The organism is Chachezhania antarctica (assembly GCF_003646465.1).
Lineage (GTDB): Bacteria > Pseudomonadota > Alphaproteobacteria > Rhodobacterales > Rhodobacteraceae > Chachezhania > Chachezhania antarctica.
This window is the reverse complement of record NZ_QZEX01000002.1, coordinates 512157-528599: the sequence shown is the minus strand read 5'-3', so window position 1 is coordinate 528599 and position 16443 is coordinate 512157. Positions and strand designations below refer to the sequence as shown.

At 59.5% G+C, this 16443-nt stretch carries 12 protein-coding genes; all 12 read right to left on the bottom strand.

Annotated features, from left to right (window positions below):
• Nucleotides 1–39: 39 nt before the first annotated feature.
• Nucleotides 40–1254 (bottom strand): IS256 family transposase, encoded by a 1215-nt coding sequence (locus tag D4754_RS06255; RefSeq protein WP_121062047.1) that lies wholly within the window; start codon nucleotides 1252–1254, stop codon nucleotides 40–42.
• Nucleotides 1255–1700: 446 nt separating this feature from the next.
• Entirely contained in the window at nucleotides 1701–3368 is a 1668-nt protein-coding gene (locus tag D4754_RS06250) for an ATP-binding protein (RefSeq protein ID WP_121062046.1), read from the bottom strand.
• An 8-nt stretch (nucleotides 3369–3376) separates the two neighbouring features.
• The gene (locus D4754_RS06245; protein ID WP_240453769.1) at nucleotides 3377–4588 is read right to left on the bottom strand and encodes a DUF4297 family anti-phage-associated protein; all 1212 of its coding nucleotides are present in this window, start codon (nucleotides 4586–4588) and stop codon (nucleotides 3377–3379) included.
• Between the two features lie 765 nt (nucleotides 4589–5353).
• On the bottom strand, nucleotides 5354–6496 hold the full coding sequence (locus D4754_RS06240; protein WP_240453768.1) for a hypothetical protein: 1143 nt from the start codon (nucleotides 6494–6496) through the stop codon (nucleotides 5354–5356).
• 423 nt (nucleotides 6497–6919) lie between these two features.
• Nucleotides 6920–8260 (bottom strand): anti-phage deoxyguanosine triphosphatase, encoded by a 1341-nt coding sequence (locus tag D4754_RS06235; RefSeq protein ID WP_121062043.1) that lies wholly within the window; start codon nucleotides 8258–8260, stop codon nucleotides 6920–6922.
• 24 nt (nucleotides 8261–8284) lie between these two features.
• Nucleotides 8285–11722, bottom strand: coding sequence for an ATP-binding protein (locus D4754_RS06230; protein WP_121062042.1), 3438 nt, complete (start codon nucleotides 11720–11722; stop codon nucleotides 8285–8287).
• Nucleotides 11722–12981 carry a metallophosphoesterase family protein gene (locus tag D4754_RS06225; protein WP_121062041.1) on the bottom strand — a complete coding sequence of 420 codons (1260 nt, stop codon included), beginning with the start codon at nucleotides 12979–12981 and terminating at the stop codon, nucleotides 11722–11724. The genes D4754_RS06230 and D4754_RS06225 overlap by 1 nt, the downstream gene beginning before the upstream one ends.
• Before the next feature lie 260 nt (nucleotides 12982–13241).
• Entirely contained in the window at nucleotides 13242–13598 is a 357-nt protein-coding gene (locus D4754_RS23880; protein ID WP_163025796.1) for a hypothetical protein, read from the bottom strand.
• Between the two features lie 11 nt (nucleotides 13599–13609).
• Nucleotides 13610–15193 (bottom strand): IS66 family transposase, encoded by a 1584-nt coding sequence (tnpC, locus tag D4754_RS06215; RefSeq protein WP_121062040.1) that lies wholly within the window; start codon nucleotides 15191–15193, stop codon nucleotides 13610–13612.
• Nucleotides 15194–15247: 54 nt separating this feature from the next.
• Nucleotides 15248–15601 carry an IS66 family insertion sequence element accessory protein TnpB gene (gene tnpB, locus D4754_RS06210; protein ID WP_048534829.1) on the bottom strand — a complete coding sequence of 118 codons (354 nt, stop codon included), beginning with the start codon at nucleotides 15599–15601 and terminating at the stop codon, nucleotides 15248–15250.
• Nucleotides 15595–16017, bottom strand: coding sequence for a transposase (locus D4754_RS06205; RefSeq protein WP_240453767.1), 423 nt, complete (start codon nucleotides 16015–16017; stop codon nucleotides 15595–15597). The genes tnpB and D4754_RS06205 overlap by 7 nt, the downstream gene beginning before the upstream one ends.
• Before the next feature lie 20 nt (nucleotides 16018–16037).
• Complete coding sequence (locus tag D4754_RS23875) at nucleotides 16038–16424, bottom strand: hypothetical protein (RefSeq protein WP_163025795.1); 387 nt, start codon at nucleotides 16422–16424, stop codon at nucleotides 16038–16040.
• Nucleotides 16425–16443 lie beyond the last annotated feature (19 nt).

Sequence of the window (16443 nt, the reverse complement as noted above, 5' to 3'; positions counted from 1 at the left end):
ACTTTGTGTATCCGGGTCGGCCCATGCGGTTTGGGATACTCAAGCGTCGAAGCGCTCGCCGAACATTATGGCGAACTGATTGCGGGCGGCAAACCATTCCCGGACATTTCGGCCATCCTTTTCGAATTTGCGGATTGCGAGGTAGATCAGCTTGGTCGCGGCCTCGTCGGTCGGGAACGAGCCCCGTGTCTTGATGGATTTCCGGATGACGCGGTTCAGACTTTCTATGGCATTCGTGGTGTAGATGATCTTGCGGATCGCGGGATCGAAACCAAAGAACGGGATCACCTCCTGCCATCCCCGGCGCCAGGCCGGGGCAATGGAGGCGTATTTCCCGGCCCATTTCTCCTCGAAGGCATCGAGCTCGGCCTCGGCCATATCGACGGTCGGGGCGCTGTAAATCCGGCGCAGGTCGGCAGCCACCACCTTCCGGTCCTTCCAGGAACAGAAGTTCAGGCTGTGGCGCACCAGATGCACGATGCAGGTCTGGACCATGGCCTCCGGGAAGGCGGCGGTGATGGCCTCGGGGAAGCCCTTCAGACCGTCCACGACCGCGATCAGAATGTCCTGGGTGCCGCGGTTCTTCAGCTCGTTCATCACCGAAAGCCAGAATTTGGCGCCTTCATTTTCGGCGATCCAGAGGCCAAGAACCTCGCGCTGGCCATCGCGGGTAACGCCCAAGGCGACATACACGGCCTTGTTCTTCACCGTCCGGCTGTCGGCATCGCGGATCTTCACCCGTAGCGCGTCGAAGATCACGATCGGATACATTCGTTCCAGCGCCCGGCTCTGCCATTCCCGGACCTCGTCCAGAACGGCGTCGGTCACGCGGCTGATCAGGTCGGGCGAGACCTTCAGACCGTAGAGATCGAGCAGATGGGCCTGAATATCCCGCACCGTCAGCCCGGCGGCATAGAGCCCGATGATCTTGTCGTCCATCCCGTCGATCCGGGTCTGGCCCTTCTTCACCAGTTCGGGCTCGAAGCTGCTGTCGCGGTCGCGGGGCACCGCCACCGGCATCTCTCCGTCCTGTCCCTTCAGCACCTTGGTCGAGGTGCCGTTCCGGCGGTTGCCCTGTCCCGGTGGAACCTCCTTGCCCTCTTCATAGCCCAGATGCGCGGTCAGCTCGGCGCCCAGCATCCGCTCCATGAGCTTGATCCTCAGCTCTTTCATCAGCCCGGCCTCGCCGAGCAGGTCCTCAGGGCGCTCCACGCCCTTCAGCAGTTCGTCCAGCAGTTCCTTGGAAATCGTCATGCGTGCTTCCTTTCGAAGAAGCATGGACCGGATCACTCATACACAGAAGATCTGACACTCTCTCCTTAAATTGAACGCTACGTCCGCCCCACATCTGCTGTCTTCACTAGTAAGGCCCTATCTGCCCCAAGGATTTGACGCAAAGGGCGGACAGCTGCCGTTCGCTGCGACCTGAACGAACGGCGGCTCTGGTGCTGAAGCGGATATGCAGTTCGGGCGGCTCCGCTGCCACAGCGACCGACAGTCCCGGACCTAACCGCCGATTGATCTCCTCATGAGCAACGTCCGCTTTGCGCCCAATCTCAGTCCTTCTAGCGTCCGGTGCTCTTCTCCTAAGACCTGTCGCCTAAGGCCGATGTCAGGCGCGTTCCAACATCACTGGCCAAGCTGCAAAATAGTTCGCAGAACGGTCGACAATGACTTTCCGGCTGCTCCCCATCGCCTGACTAGCGGCGCAACCACTCGTCGCGGATCTTGTCGATCGCAAGATCCTTCCACTCTTGCTGCCAGAGGTCCCAGTAAGGAATATCAGTCGATGCTGGAGCCACCGTGCATTTCTCGATTTGGACTACAGACGGTAGGGCGACAGCCTCTCCGACGAGCAGCGCTTCGCCCTGCTTAAACCCGGGCATCTTGTCGATAAGCGTTCCCAGCGAGTCTGGCAGCAACTTGCGAACGTAGCCTTGGTCGACCGGATTGGTCAGGCGCATTGCGATGAAATTGTTGCATTGTGAAAAGATCGTCTCCGAAATCTCTGAGGGCCTCTGACTCGCTAGGAGCAGGGTGACACCATATTTACGACCCTCCTTGGCAATGCGCTCGATCGACATTTTCGACGCTCGGAACTTTGAAAGTTCGCTAGTCGGCACGTATTTGTGCGCTTCCTCGTAAACAAGGAGGATCGGTGCATCGTTGTTGATCTCTTCCTTCGGATTGGCGGCACAACGCAGCCGCTTATAGAAATAGCCATGCTCGAAAATCAGCCGCGAAATCAGGGAGACCGTGATGCTCAGGACCTCGAACGGGACGCCGCTCAGATCGATGACCGTAACGTTGTTATGCTTGTCAGCGCTATAGCCGAGAATGGATCGGAGCGTTTCCTCAAAAGAGATCGATTTAGAATTCTCGCTAAGGAAGAAGTCGAGGCGCCGATCATTAATCTTGTTCTCGAGACGATTCACAAAGTTGGTCAGCCGCCCATGAAGGCTACCCTGCGTGAGTTTCGGTTGTCCGGCCTTCGCCTTGTTACTAGCAGCATACACCTCGCCGGTGTCGACCATCTCGGTGTTGAGATGGTTGGCATGATCCAAAACGTAGCGAATGTCGAACGGGAGCGGGGTGTCCAGATGGATCCGGTTCCTTTCGTCGTCATTTCCCGTAAACTCAGCCTTACGGCTTTGGATCACGGCATCCTTGAACACGTTGCGCTGATTGTGGTCATTCGCCTCTGTGTCGAGAAAGAACTCTTCCAACTCCTCGCCGCTCAGCATCCAGTAGGGGAGAACCAAGCTGGTGCTGTCGATGAAGTTCGCCTCCGGAAAAGCCGCACGATATTCCGAATGGATATCGAATATGATCACGTGAGAGTTGTTGAGCGTATAGTCGCCCTTGGCGCCAACCGCCTTCTGAATGATCTTCGCGACGGTGTGCGACTTGCCAGAGCCCGTAGAACCGACCACTGCGATATGCTTGTTGAAGAATTTATTCCCGTCGACAGGAACCTCGACCTCATTGTTCGTCGCGAGGTTCGAAAAGCAGAAGCGATCCTTCACGGCTAGCGAACTTCCATAAATCAGTCGGATATCGTCGATCGTCGCCGGTTGGACTGTCTTTGGTGGGATGGCGAGGGCGTCGCCCCCGCGCTCAAACTTCTGATCGCGCAGAACGCCGAGCGGGAAGGCCTCGATCACGTAGTCTTGGCTGCCGTCATCGCGCGCCTGAATCTGGAAATTCTCAATGATAGCGACCAGAACCGCGTTCTCATTGTCGGCGATCTTCAAGTAAGATCCGACGCGGAGAGACTCTTCAGCGATTCTGAAATTCTCGAGGTCATCGACAACAATCTTGACCTTGTTTGGAAAGACCGCGACTACTTCCGCTTTTACATCACTCATGTCATCTCCTAAATTATCTTATTGATATCTTCGTATTTTGGAACCTGGAACCGGGTATGGTTGATGGCGACATCACCAAAGTCTTCAACCGGCTCACTGCTATAGAATTCGTATATCTCGCGTGAGCGACGGAATGACAGAAAGGTCTGCCGCGCCTCTGTTAGATTGCAGAATAGCCTCAGTGCCGGGCCGGCAACGGACGCGCGGCGGGAGATAGACCCGGCGTCGAACTGGGCCCCCTTGAAATCGTAGCCATCGACGAAGCGAACGTCTTCGTTGTGTAGCTCCTGTTTTAGACCGACAAGTTCGCTTTCGCCGATACCGACGAGCAGAACGTAAGGCGAGAAGGGCTTCGCGTCGCGCTTGGACAGCTTAGAATATTTCCGGGATATGGTCTTCAGAAGCATTTTAACCGTGCTTCGGCTATAGCTTCTACCACCCAGATGGATGATGAAAAGCCGTTCCACAGGGGAGACGTTGACGCCACTTGCGAAGAACTCTTTGCGCAACTCAAGATAGTATTTATCCATACCGAGCTTAGCGATAAACCACTCATCAAAGAGATACGATGATGTGTCTATTCGCTTTACAAAGGCTTTTCTTGTTATGACCCGCCGAGCCTCCTCCGATTCGGTGGCCAGTTCTTTGATAACTCGCAGGGCGCTGTTATAATAAAAGAACTCAGCCACGAACGGCGAGCACTCAAATTCTTCTGCCAGACTCTCGATGATACTCCGAAACTGATCGTCGAATTTCGCCGCGTTCACGTCGATGGATAGAAGTTTCAAGAAGCCTTCAAGCTCGGCGTCACTGACACCCAGCTCTTCATGCTTTCTGATCGTTTTCCCCTTCGATGTAGTGGTGAGAAAATTCGACTTGAGGAATCCGATATCGAAAGGGAGCGCGAGCTTGTTCTGCCCAGACGCAAAATGCCCGCTAAGCTGATACTGGATCTCTGGCCGACCGGCGGTGAGGCCCGATTTGTAGTGTTCGAGCATGAAAAGGATCGCGGGCTTGATAACAGAATGGTTGTACTCGGATTTCTCATAATATTTACACTGGACGGCGGTTGTTTCCGTGGCCGTTTGGACGTCAATGTCCTCGATGCATTCGATCGCCACAGAGTCATTATCTCCGGTTAGCGCGAGGATGCTGAGTATAGAGCGGTCGAACTGATAGAAATAGCCAGTAATCGTGGAAACCGCGCTCCGATCGGTCATCATTACCCCCTGTGGAGATCCGCGGCGCGGACGTCACGTCTGCCCTTGTTCGCCATAGAAATACTCATTTTCGATCATTCCTTCTTTTCTACGCTCGCATATCGGAGATTGATGACATCATGGTCGCAACACGATCCGATTTCCAGCGGCATGTCTGAAAGTGCGCCTCGGCAGGTTGGCCAGGGAGCGGAAATCCATGGTCACTGATGTAAGCGACTGGCTCTGGTGATCAGATGTCGGGAATGACGGCCATCTCAATCGGGGGACCGCCAAGCGAACAGACAGAAGACGACCCCAAAACGGTCGTTGGTCGGTGCTACCGCGAAAGGCAATTCCCCGCCCTCGGTGTCAGCGCTCGGTCGCATGCAGCGCTTAACACGAATGTCTTGAGCGGGGCTGAGACCGGTCATCCGTTGCTCCTGGCTCGAATGTCTCTTGAGGGCCGAGGCTGCATGGAAGCTCTTATTTCCCGAATTCGTGAAGAATGGTTTCCTTGCTGGCCTGCCTGTGGCGGCCCGCATTGGAACAAACTTACACAGGTGCGCCTGTCCAAGAATATCGTTCCGGGGCAGGCAATGTTCGATCGAGTTTCCACACAGCCTCGGCCGAGAGCGAACATCCCGAGTTGGTCGACCGCGATGATGAGATCCAGTTCTGAGGAACGGGTCTCCCCTCAGACCCAGCGGAGAAACCCGCCAGACTGAAGGCGTTTCGCGCCTGCCGGTGCCCGGCGAGTTGGTTGTCGAAGCCGCGCAGGCTAAGGAGCTATCGGTTTCCACCCCTTTCTTCCACGATGCCTTTACTGCGGTAGGCATCAAGCATCATGCGCGTATATTCGGCCGTGCTCCGGGTCATAGTGCCCAAACCTGGCCATGCGAACAACGGATCCGACCAAGTAACTTCCAACTCAATTTCGATCCCAAGCAGTGCGGCCACTTTGATCGCAGCGGTCGGCTCTTTGTCCTCGGGCCAGTAGTGATCCTCGAGGGAAACAATCACCTCGAGATCGTCATCAACCCAGATCTCGGCCAGACTCGCTCCCATTCGCTCGCTGGCACTCGCGGCATCCTCGAACAGGGCTGATCGGATCAGATGGGTCACCTGGTTCTTGTTGAGATCAAGCCTAGGCCGCGGATCAACAACTGACACGATGGGTTCAATCTCTTGCTCTTCGGCGCGGGATTGGACTGGCGCTGGCTTTTCATCGTTCCGTCCCAGCCAGAAGGCTTCTGGAAAGATGTTGATCGGTGAAGCGCCGCAGCCGGGGCAGTGCCATTGGTTTCCAGCGATCTGTGGACCGGTGATCTCTGCGTCGCAGTGAAGGCAGTACCAGAGGTTTGATTTCTCCATCTCCAAGAACGGATGGCGGACCGTTCCCTCTGCATCCGGTTTTGTGGCGCGCCGTGGCCAATCAGAAAATCGTCGTGCCTTGACGCTCTTCATCAACTCCTTGGCAATTCCGATCGCCTCTGCAAGCAGCACTCGATCATTTATCGGGCTGGTCTGGGCGTGGCTGATGTCTATCTCGACATTAGGGGCCGCCGAGGGGTTTTCTGGCAGCACTATTCGCCAGCCCTCACCTTCCATATAAACGTCGCCGAGCATTGTCTTCAACTCGTATGGATGCCCCCTTACATCTCCCCGAGTAATTGCATTGGGCCCTCCGAATACATGGTCAAAGGCCGCGCCTTCGTAGGAAGTAATGCGTTCCACAAACGCCTTGATTGAGGCGACTTGTGCTTCGGATGGGGTCCACTCTCTATTGGCGCTTCCTGTCAATGCGTTCCAATGAGGAAAGCCCAAACGATTGGCAACAAAGTCGAGTGCCACATGTTGCGGTTGCCCCATCGCTCTGGCGCAACGCTTTGCCAAGAGCTTCAATGTTTTAAGCTTGTCGTTCTCTGTCATGATCCATGTCCAAGCTGGATCCGACTAGGTGCCCGCTGCTAATCAGACCCGCCGATGGCATGAAGTCTGCTGTTCGAAGTCAAGGTCGCTGCAAAGCTTCGCATGGCGGGCACACCGGCCTGCGAGAAAGGCCGAGATCAACATCTGCCATTTTCGAGCGCAGGTCAACACCGATGAATTACAGGCGTGGGAGTCCAACAACTAAGCATCGTTTGCCAGAAAGGGTACCAGTTTGACCGGTTTCACGGCGACGGGTTGAGGCCTGGGAGAGTGGTTCCCGGCGCCTGTCGCGGGAGATACCCAGATGATGTCCCGGCAACTTGTGTAGCTCCCCGCGGGCCTCGCGCTTTTAAGCAGGCCATCGCGCTTGAACTTCGACGCGGCCGCTAGAGCGGTTGAGCATCGCCCTAGGGACAGTGCTCACTAAAGCTTGTCGAACACTGAGCCCATCCTCGGCTCGAACAGCCTTTCATAGGTCTTGAGCAGATAGGTGTCTGTCATACCGGCCACGAAATCGCTGATGTGCCGGAGGTCGCCATCTGCTGCGTCGAATTTCGCTTGCGCATCGCGCGGGAGCAAACGTTCTGGATCTGATTGCATGGCTTCAAAGACCGAGACAACCATGGATTGCCCCTTGAATTCGAGATGTTGCACGCCCGGACTGCGAATAACCACCTGCATTACGAGCTCTTTTAGGGCCTTGAGGAAGCGGGCCTGACCTTCTGGAATCTCGACGCGCCAGCGGAGCAAGGGGTCTTGGAATTCGGGACATTCGATGAAACGGACGGGTGTAATCAGATGATTGACCCACCGGCTGATCCAGCGCTTGCGCGTGTTGCTGTCGCCAAACAGCCCGTCGACCATGGCCTCGTATGGGGCGTTGCTCTCGGTGGGGCCCTTCAGCCGCCTTTCTTCGACAAAGATCTTGCAGGATTCCTCGGGAACGAGGTCGCGGAACTGGCGCTCTGTGACGAGCCGAAGTGCAATGGCATCCTCCAAATCATGGACCCCGTAGGCGATATCGTCCGCGAGATCCATGATGCTGCAATCGAGAGACTTGTGGAGAGTGCGGGCATGCTTGCCTTCGCGCTTTTCGATCAACGTGAAGGCATCCCGATCGGCATTGCCGAGCGGCTCGAGAATCCAGTCGACGACGTCGGTTTCGCTGTCGAGATATCCCTTTGGCGGAGTCGAGGCTTTCAAGTCGATGGTTTGCAGAACCGAAGGGCCCGCCTGCAACCGCGGGCGCAATTCGGGGTTGCGCAACCTTGAGAGTGCAACAGGGTATTTCAAGACGCCAAGCATGGAACGACGTGACAGGTTGGCCCCCGCAGCGGCAGAGAAGTTTTCGAGCCGTGCCAGGAGACGCAGGGTCTGGCCGTTGCCCTCGAACCCTTCCGCATCGCGCATGCAGTAGTTCAGTGCGACTTCACCGCCATGGCCAAATGGTGGGTGGCCCAGGTCGTGGGAGCAGGCGATCGCATGGATTTGGCTGCGGTCCGGGAGACTTGCCGTTGCCGAGTGATCGGGGAAACTGCGCGCGAGCTGGACTGCGAGCCCTCCCGCGATCTGAGCAACTTCCAAGGAATGCGTCAAGCGCGTGCGATAGAAGTCACTGTCGCCGAGATTCAGGATCTGGGTCTTGCCCTGCAATCTTCTGAATGATGCCGAATGGATCACCCGGCCATAGTCGACATCCCCGATATTCCGGGCGTCTTCCTTCTGCGGGTTCCAGGCCTCTCGGCGAGCATTCCAAGTACTCAAATCAACTCTCCTCGGCGCGATGTCTTAAAGTTCATGAATGACCGGAGGCGTTACGCAAACGCTCTTTGCGATCTCGACCACGTGGCGGTGGTGGGTCAGGTAGATCGCTTGGCCGCGCGCGCCGATGGCTTCCATGACGCGGCAGGCGGCGCTGGTGCGCGCCTCGTCGAAGGTTTCGAATATGTCGTCGCAAAAGAACGGAAGCCTCGTGCCCTGCGCGACAAGTTGTTCGTGGGCCGCTGCCCGCAGAGCTAAGTATAGCTGAAAGCGCGTGCCCTTGGACATTTCGGCCGCACGCTTGCTGACCCCATTGCCATCGACGGCGAGCAAAATCTCGGACTCCTTGTCGATCTGGGTACTCAGCGTCGGATAGGCGCCTTGCGTGAGACTGGCGAAGCAGTCTTCCGTGGCCGTCAACATGCCGCTGCGATGGCTGTCGCGATAGCGCCGGATGGCGTCGGAGGCGAGGTGATGGCCCAGGGAAAGTTCGAGATGCTCCAAGGCAGCCTCTTCGAGCTGCAGTTCCAGCGTCGCTTTCTGCTCGACCAATTCCGCAACCGTGTCGTCTCCCTTCACCTCGGCTAGGGCATATTCGGCGGCTGTGCGGTTTTGAATGGCGAGGGTCAGCTCTTCCTCGGCATGGGCAAGATCGGATCGGTTGCTGTCGAGTTCGCCCTCCAATGCGGCAACTGAGGTCTCTGCAAGCTGGGCGCGGGCTGTCTCGATGTCGGTCGTGCCCAGTTCGGCCAGGACCTGGCGGGTGATTTTCGCCAGCGCGGCGCGGTTGTCGATTGCTTTCTGCGTGCGAATTGCGGCCTCGCGCAGGGCGCCGATATCGCCCGGGGTGGTCGTATTGGGGAAAAGCATGGCGATGGTCGCGACCTCTTGGTCGATGGCGTTTTGTCGATCCTTGTGTTCGACGAGATCGGCCTCGGCCGTCTCGATCGCGGTGTCGAGTTTTCGGCCCGTCTCAGTGGCCGAGCGCGCTTTTTCCGCCAGGGTTTTGAGGGCGGCGAATGTCTTTGCCGCCGTTGCGTGAGGCTCCTGCCCATGGGCGCGTGCCAGGCTGTCGATCTCCTGGGTGAACTGCTTTTGGTCCGCCTGCATGGTTGTGATCCGGCGCCCGGCCGCGGCCCGTGTGTTTTCGTGTTCGCGCAAAGCGCGCAGGGGCTCCAGCGATGCCTCCAGCCGTTCGGGGGGCAATGCCACTCCGAGGAGGTCGTGGACCAGTGCGCGCCAGGTCTTCTTCGTATCCTCCCTTGCCTTAAACGCTTTTGCGTAACGCTCTTCGCGCCGGGCAAGATCCCGCTGCGCCTGTCGCAGGGTTGCCTCGGCCGTTGTATGGGCGTCGGTTTGCTTGCGGTCGTCCTCGGCCTGACGCCGGGCCGCCGCCAGGGCGCCGGTCAGATCTGTCGGGGGAAAGGGCAGGGTCCGGGCCAGCTCGGCCAGTAGGGCGTCGGCGCGTTGGAGGGTGGATTGATTGGTCTCTTCGGTATCGCGCAGGGCCTGGGCATCTTCGCTGGCCGCCTCGTGACTTCGCCGCCAGTCCAACCATTCCGCAGCCGTGATGCTGTCTGGAAGGCCAACCTGAGCCGCCGCCGCGCTGACCGAGGCCTCGATATTGGTGCGTTCTTCACGAAGGGTTTCCAGGCGTTTGTCGGTCTGAGCCGCACGGGCGCGGGCCTGGGCTTCGGCCTGGCCGATTTCGCGGAGCTGTGCCAGTTCGCGGGACTGCGCCAATCGCGCTTCGGCAGCGATATCATGCCCTTGCATTGCCTCGTGGAAGTCGGCGGCGGTCTGTCTGTCCAAGGCGGCAAGATGCTCCGCCCAGCGTGCATCGCGCCGCGCGCGCAGATCCTCGGCATCGGCATCCGAGATGAGCTTCGCGTCCCGGGCCAGTGATTTGGCCTGAGCCCCGCGGGCCTCCGCATCCTCCAGATGCTCGTCGCGCTTTGCCGTTGTCGTGCGCAGGTCGTGAAGCAAGTCCTGATGGCGCTCGGCCCAGTTGGTTGCCTGGTGACGGGAGGTCGGGCAGGCGGGTAGGTGATCGAAAGTGACGCCTGCGAATGAGAGCGCAGCCAGGGAGCGCCGCGCCTTGATCTTCATATCCGCGATCGCCTGTTGCGCTGCGGCGTAGGCAGGGGCGAGGGTCTCCGCATCGAAGCGCAGCAGAATATCTGCTACCTGTGGGCGTTCCTCATCCGCGGGCGCGCCATCCTGCATGGCTTCGGTCGCGGCGATCACCCGCTCTTTCAATTCGGCGGTTTCGCGCGCCTCGATCTTTTCTTGGGAAATCGCCTCGCGCAAAGCTTCCCTGGCGCTCTCCAGAGACGCAATATCGGCGCCCGACAGGACCAGCCCTTGCAGATCGACGTCTGGCGAGGTGACCCCAAGATCCCATGCAGCCTGCTTCATCGATGCCTCCGCGGCCCGCCGTTCGTCCTCGCGCCTGTCAAGGTCGAGCTGTGCGGTTCGATCCCGCGCGGCGAGATCCTCCAGCGCTGCCAGCGCGGTCGAAAGCTCAAGACGCTTCGGATCCAAGGCGACGGCGTCGCGATTTTCCCTGAGGTTCGCGATCTCCTCGGTCAGGCGTGCGATATTCTGTGTGGCCAGCCCACGGTCTCTGTTTAGCTCGATCAGCCGTTCCGGATCGAAATCCAGATGATCGGGATAACTCGCGAAAGAGGCAATCGCCTGTTCCAGGTCCCGGATCTCGCCCATCAGGGGCAGGGCACGCCGCTGCGCCTCCATGCGCGCCTTCGTCAGATTCAGCGCATCCCGCGTCTTGCGCGCCTCCCGCTCGGCCTCTTGTGCCTTGCGCAAATCTTTCTTGAGGGCCTTCCAGGCGCTGGCGGTCACGTCGCGGTCTTTGATCTCTTTTTCAACGTCGGCCAAGGCGCGTTTCAATTCGGCCATGTGGGTGGTGCGTCCGCGTTTCTTCCATAGCGCGTCGGCCCGCTCGCGGACTTGATCCAGAACGGTGCTCAGGTCGGCCACGCCCGCTGCAGCGGAAAAGAGCAGGCGCCCGATATCCCCTTCGGCATTTGCGATCTCTTCGCCGCCGCGTTCGATTGTCTCGTCGTCAAGGCAGAGCAGGCGGCGGTAATCCTCTTCGGACAATCCCGCGAGATGGGCGGAGAGGGCAGCCTCGGGCAGCGGGGTGCCGGTCGCGTCGACCAGCGATCCGCTGCGCGTCGGTAGTCGCGTGAAATCACGCAAGACACCGTCGATGTCCAGCCTGGCCGAGACTTGGAGGTTATTGCGCGGATGCTTGAACGCATAGCCCTCGCGCAGCGGGAAGCCGTAGAATAGCCGTAGGACGGCTTCCATCGTGGTGGTTTTTCCGGCTTCGTTCGGGCCATAGATGATGTGGAAATCATGGCCATCGGAGGCCGAGCCAAAGTCGAAGTGCCGGTCGGTGAAATGGCCGAAACGATCAAGGGAGAGGCGCTGGAGCCGCATCAGTGTCCGGCCCCCTTCATCTGGGCCAGGACGACGTCGGCGCCGGCCTTGGTCAATTTATCCACCATCGCATCGCGCGCGGCCTCATCCGGCAGCAAGCGGTCGCGCAGGGTAACGGGCAGTTCCTGCAGGACGGTCTCGACCTCGTCGCGGGCGAGGGCGGCAAAGCCGGGCTCGCCGCGGATCGTTGCCATGATCGTCGCCAGTTCGTCGGCGGCGCCGCTTGCGCCTTCGGTTGCGTCCGGCGGCGGCAGGTCGAACAGGAGTTTGTCGATCCAGAGATCCCCGGTGGCCTGGGCAAGCTCGTTCACCTGTTCGATCCAGACATCGCGATCCCGTAGGATTTGCCAATGGCGCTTCGGCGTTCCGGTCAAGATCAGTCGGATAACGCCGATCGGCGCCGCGATCTGGTTGCGCATCGCACTCAGGTGGGACTTCAGCAGCCCGCGCAGAGCCTCGTCGCTCTCCGTCTCTGTCACATCCAGTTCGCTTTGGGCGAATTCCACGACCGAACTGGGTACTTCGCTAATATCGATCTGGCCCTGATCGATGGTCAGCAGCGTCGCGGATTTTGGGCCGGACTCGCCTATATCTCGCCCCTGCGGGGTGCCGGGCATGACAATCCAGGGTGCGGCCGAATGGACCTGCCGTTTGTGGATATGGCCGAGCGCCCAATAATCGAACCCCATGCCGGCCAGATCGGCGAGGCTGCAGGGGGCATAGATATCATGACCCGCCGCACCGCCAAGCGAGCTGTGCAGCATGGCAATATTCACCACGCCCGGAACCGGCGGTTTGAACCGCGGCAGAAGGCTGTCGGGCGCGTGACGGTCCGCGAAGCTGACACCGTGGATCACGATGTCGTCTGTCAGCGGCACCATGCCGCCGCGTGCATCGAAAGCGTGAACTTGGGCAGGCAGATCAAGCGCTCCGGTGATCGGGTTCTCGGCATCATGATTGCCTTTGATGTAGAAAACTTTGATCCCCGCATCGCCAAGGCGATCAAGCTCGGCCATCAGGAAGGCGCCCGTTCTTGCGCTGCGCTCTTTTCCATCGAACAGATCGCCGGAAATCAGGACTGCGGAGAGCTGTTCGGAGATGGCGAAATCGACCAGTCCGCGGAAAGCGGACCGGGAGGCTGCTGCAACCGCGTCGCGAAGGTCCGAGTTGCGCAAGGCCAGTGACCTGAGGGGAGAGTCCAAATGGACGTCAGCAGTGTGAAGAATTTTAATCAAGATCGAACCCCTGACATAGATCACGTGAGCCTGGCGCTTGCGTATTGAACAGTAAGGGAAATTTCATTGGACTCTGGGCGCGAGAGGTTGCTCGATAGTGAAGTTTCTGTGGCACGTTTCTTCCTGCGGGCCACCATGCCATCCTCCATCCAAATTATGCGATAGTGGCCTGTTGCTTCATGAAGTGACTGGGGTGCGTCAACAACTTTTCAGCTAAAGTTCTGAGGCGGCGGGTCATGCGGTGGGGGATCGCAAGTGCGGCAGACACGATCGTCGCCCATGCACTATCCTCCGAATAAATCTCCTGTTTTGGATCGTTCGTCGAGGAGATCATAGAAGGTTTCCATGTGTTTTATGAAGCCCTCTTCAGTAACTCTGTAACGAAAATCAAAGGTTTCTGCTCTGAATTTTCGTATCCCGGACAGTTCTGGGTACTCTGCCAAAATTAAGAAATGCGGGACTTTCCTCTCGGTCGCGGCAATGGCGTTAACGATCGCATGCCTCTGTTGCTGCTTGAGTGGAGGTGACTTATAGGGATAAATGAAGACTTCGAAAATTTCCTGATTTGCCTTGAAGCTAAAGTCAGGTGAAATGTCGACTTCATGTTTTCCGAAGGCGATAGCCGTAAGCGCTGTCGCCACCCCACGCCTGTTCAGCTTGACGGGGTGAAGTTCCAAGGTAGCAGCTCGTCGATCCTGCTGGCCGGGTGACCGGCGGCGATGGCTTCAAGGGTCGCCTTCAAATAGGCCATGGGCTCGACGCCGTTGAACTTCGCGGTTGCGATCAGGGAGGCGATGCGGGCCCAGGTGCGGCCGCCCTCGTCGTGGCCGGCGAAGAGTGCGTTCTTTCTTGTCAGGGCGATCGGGCGGATCAGATTTTCGACGGCGTTGGAGTCCATCTCGACGCGGCCGTCGTGGAGGAAGGTCTGCAGGCCGCCCCACTGGCGGTGGATGTAGGTCAGTTTCTCGCCGAGGCGCGACTTGGCCGAGATACGCAGACGCTGTGCCTGCAGCCAATCACCGAACTCGGCCACGAGGGGCGCGCTGCGGGCCTGACGGGCCGACAGACGTTGGCCCGGGCCCAAGCCCCGGATCTCGGCCTCGATGCGGTAGAGCTCAGCGATCCGGCGCAGGCCCTCGGCGGCGATTTCCGAGCCGTCGCGGTCGAAGACNGCGGCGGTTTCCGAGCCGTCGCGGTCGAAGATCTCCTTCAGCTTGCGCCGCGCATGCGCCCAGCAGTGGGCCACCGTGATCGGCGCGCCGCCCTTGCGGGACGGGCGCGTCAGCCGGTCATAACCGGTGTAGCCGTCGAGCTGCAGGATACCGTCGAAGCCCTGAAGGATCTGTTCTGCGTGGGCGCCGGCGCGGCTGGGCTGGTAGGTGAAGGCGACACCGGGCGGGTCTTCTCCGCCCCATCCGCGATCATCGCGGGCCAGGGCCCAGAGGTAGCCGGTCTTGGTTCGGCCGCGTCCGGGGTCGAGGACCGGAGCCGTGGTCTCATCCATGAACAGCTTTCCGGAGGACTTGATGTGTTCCGCCAGCCGGTCGACCACGGGGCCGAGGTGGAAGGCGGCGGTGCCTGCCCAGTCCGCCAGGGTGCTGCGGTCGACCTGGATGCCGGAGCGCGCCAGGATCTGGCCTTGGCGGTAGAACGGCAGGTGGTCCGCGAACTTCGAGACCAACACATGAGCGATGGCGCCCTCGGTCGGCAGACCGCCCTCGATCAGCCGGGGCGCGGCGGGCGCCTGGGTGACCCCGTCTGAGCAAATGCGGCAGGCATACTTCGGCCGGATGTCGACCAGCACCCGGAGCTGCGCAGGCACGATGTCGAGACGCTCGGTCCGATCCTCGCCGATCTGGTGCATGCGGCCGCAGCCGCAAGGACACTCAAGGCTCGCCGGTTCGATGACACGCTCGATGCGCGGCAGGCCCGCGGGCAGATGGCCGAGATTGCGCTGCCGTTTCTGTCGCGGGGTCTGGGTGGAGGGGGCGGCCTGCTCCCTGCGGGTCTCGACCTCGACGACGGCGGTTTCCAGGTCTTCGAAGGCAAGCTGCCGGTCGTCATCACTCAGCTTCTCGGACCGTTTGCCATGCACGACCTGGTTCAATTCGGCCACGAGATGCTCGAGCCGCCGGTTGGCTTCCTTCAGGGCGCCGTTTTCCTGCAGCACCGCCAGAACGGCGGCGCGCTGGCTCTCGGGGATCGCGGACAGGTCGATGGGCGCGGCGTCGGGCATGGCTGGATTATACCGGGCCCGGGGCGCCGGTGCCCGGTTATTCAATAGGCCGAGTCACTCTGCCACAGCCGGTCGGCGCACCTCCAGAGATCGAACCCGGCGCCAGTCCAAACCGGCAAACAGGGCCTCGAACTGCGCCCGGTTCAGGGTCATTGCCCCGTCGCGGATCGCGGGCCAAGTGAAGGTGTTTTCTTCCAGCCGTTTGTAGGCCATCACGAGTCCGCTGCCGTCCCAGAACAGGATCTTCAACCGGTCGGCGCGCTTCGACCGGAACACGAAGACCGTGCCCGTGAACGGATCCTCGGCAAGCGTCGACTGGACCAACGCCGCGAGACCGTCATGCCCCTTGCGAAAGTCGACCGGCTTCGTCGCCACCAGGATCCGCACGCCCTGCGAGGGCATCAGCATGGATGAACCTCCAGCGCGTGGGCAATCTCGGCAATCCGGGCCGCAGGTGCATCATGGGCGAGTTCGATCACGACAGCGCCTCGAGTGATCCTGATCGGGGCAGCCTGCGATGCGACCTCCGGGCCCGCTTCCCCCTCGGCGACCTCGCAGACAACGAGAGGCGCAAAGACAGGGCCCTCGACTTCTGCCGCAGGCAGCACGAGCTTGCCCTGTTTGGCTTCACGTCGCCATGCCGAGAGTTGATTGGGCAGAATGCCAAACCGCTCCGCCACGGCATTCACCGTCGCACCAGCCTCCAAGGTCATCGCGACGGCCAAGGCCTTGGCCTCATCCGGCCACCGGCGGTGTCCCGACGCGTAAATCTCGACGCCCAGCGATTTGAGAAACGAATTTGTAGCGCACATTTCGAAACGCACTCCCCATCATGAGATGGAGATCACCTCGCAGCCGAAGCCATTAGCAGCAACGTGGGGTCGAGACGGCGCTTACCGATAGCCCGTCGCTCACGTTCGATGAAATTTGCTTTACCAATTGGAATATATCCGCAGATTCCGTCAAAGATTCCTAATTTTGCAGCGGCTTCCCCAGGCCCATCCAAGGCCGCAATCGTGTCGCGCGCTTTATCTACGGGGTATCCTTTCAGGATCATAGTCAGGATATGATAGAGATCTTCGTAGTTCCAAACGCCGCCGCGTTGAGCATCATATGCGGCGATTTTTTCTTTTAGTCTTTGCCGCTCTGAGGATGTTCCCGAAGGCCCATGTGCGCCGGGATTATATTCGCCTAACCCTCTGAGAAATTCGGTCTTTGACGTTCGTCGCACGCGCGCCTCGGATGCAGGA

Coding starts and splice junctions, on each gene's coding strand:
- D4754_RS06250 (WP_121062046.1), bottom strand. CDS start 3,368: ATGAGTGATGTAAAAGCGGAAGTAGTCGCGGTCTTTCCAAACAAGGTC.
- D4754_RS06255 (WP_121062047.1), bottom strand. CDS start 1,254: ATGACGATTTCCAAGGAACTGCTGGACGAACTGCTGAAGGGCGTGGAG.
- D4754_RS06245 (WP_240453769.1), bottom strand. CDS start 4,588: ATGACCGATCGGAGCGCGGTTTCCACGATTACTGGCTATTTCTATCAG.
- D4754_RS06240 (WP_240453768.1), bottom strand. CDS start 6,496: ATGACAGAGAACGACAAGCTTAAAACATTGAAGCTCTTGGCAAAGCGT.
- D4754_RS06230 (WP_121062042.1), bottom strand. CDS start 11,722: ATGCGGCTCCAGCGCCTCTCCCTTGATCGTTTCGGCCATTTCACCGAC.
- tnpB (WP_048534829.1), bottom strand. CDS start 15,601: ATGCTGATGCCCTCGCAGGGCGTGCGGATCCTGGTGGCGACGAAGCCG.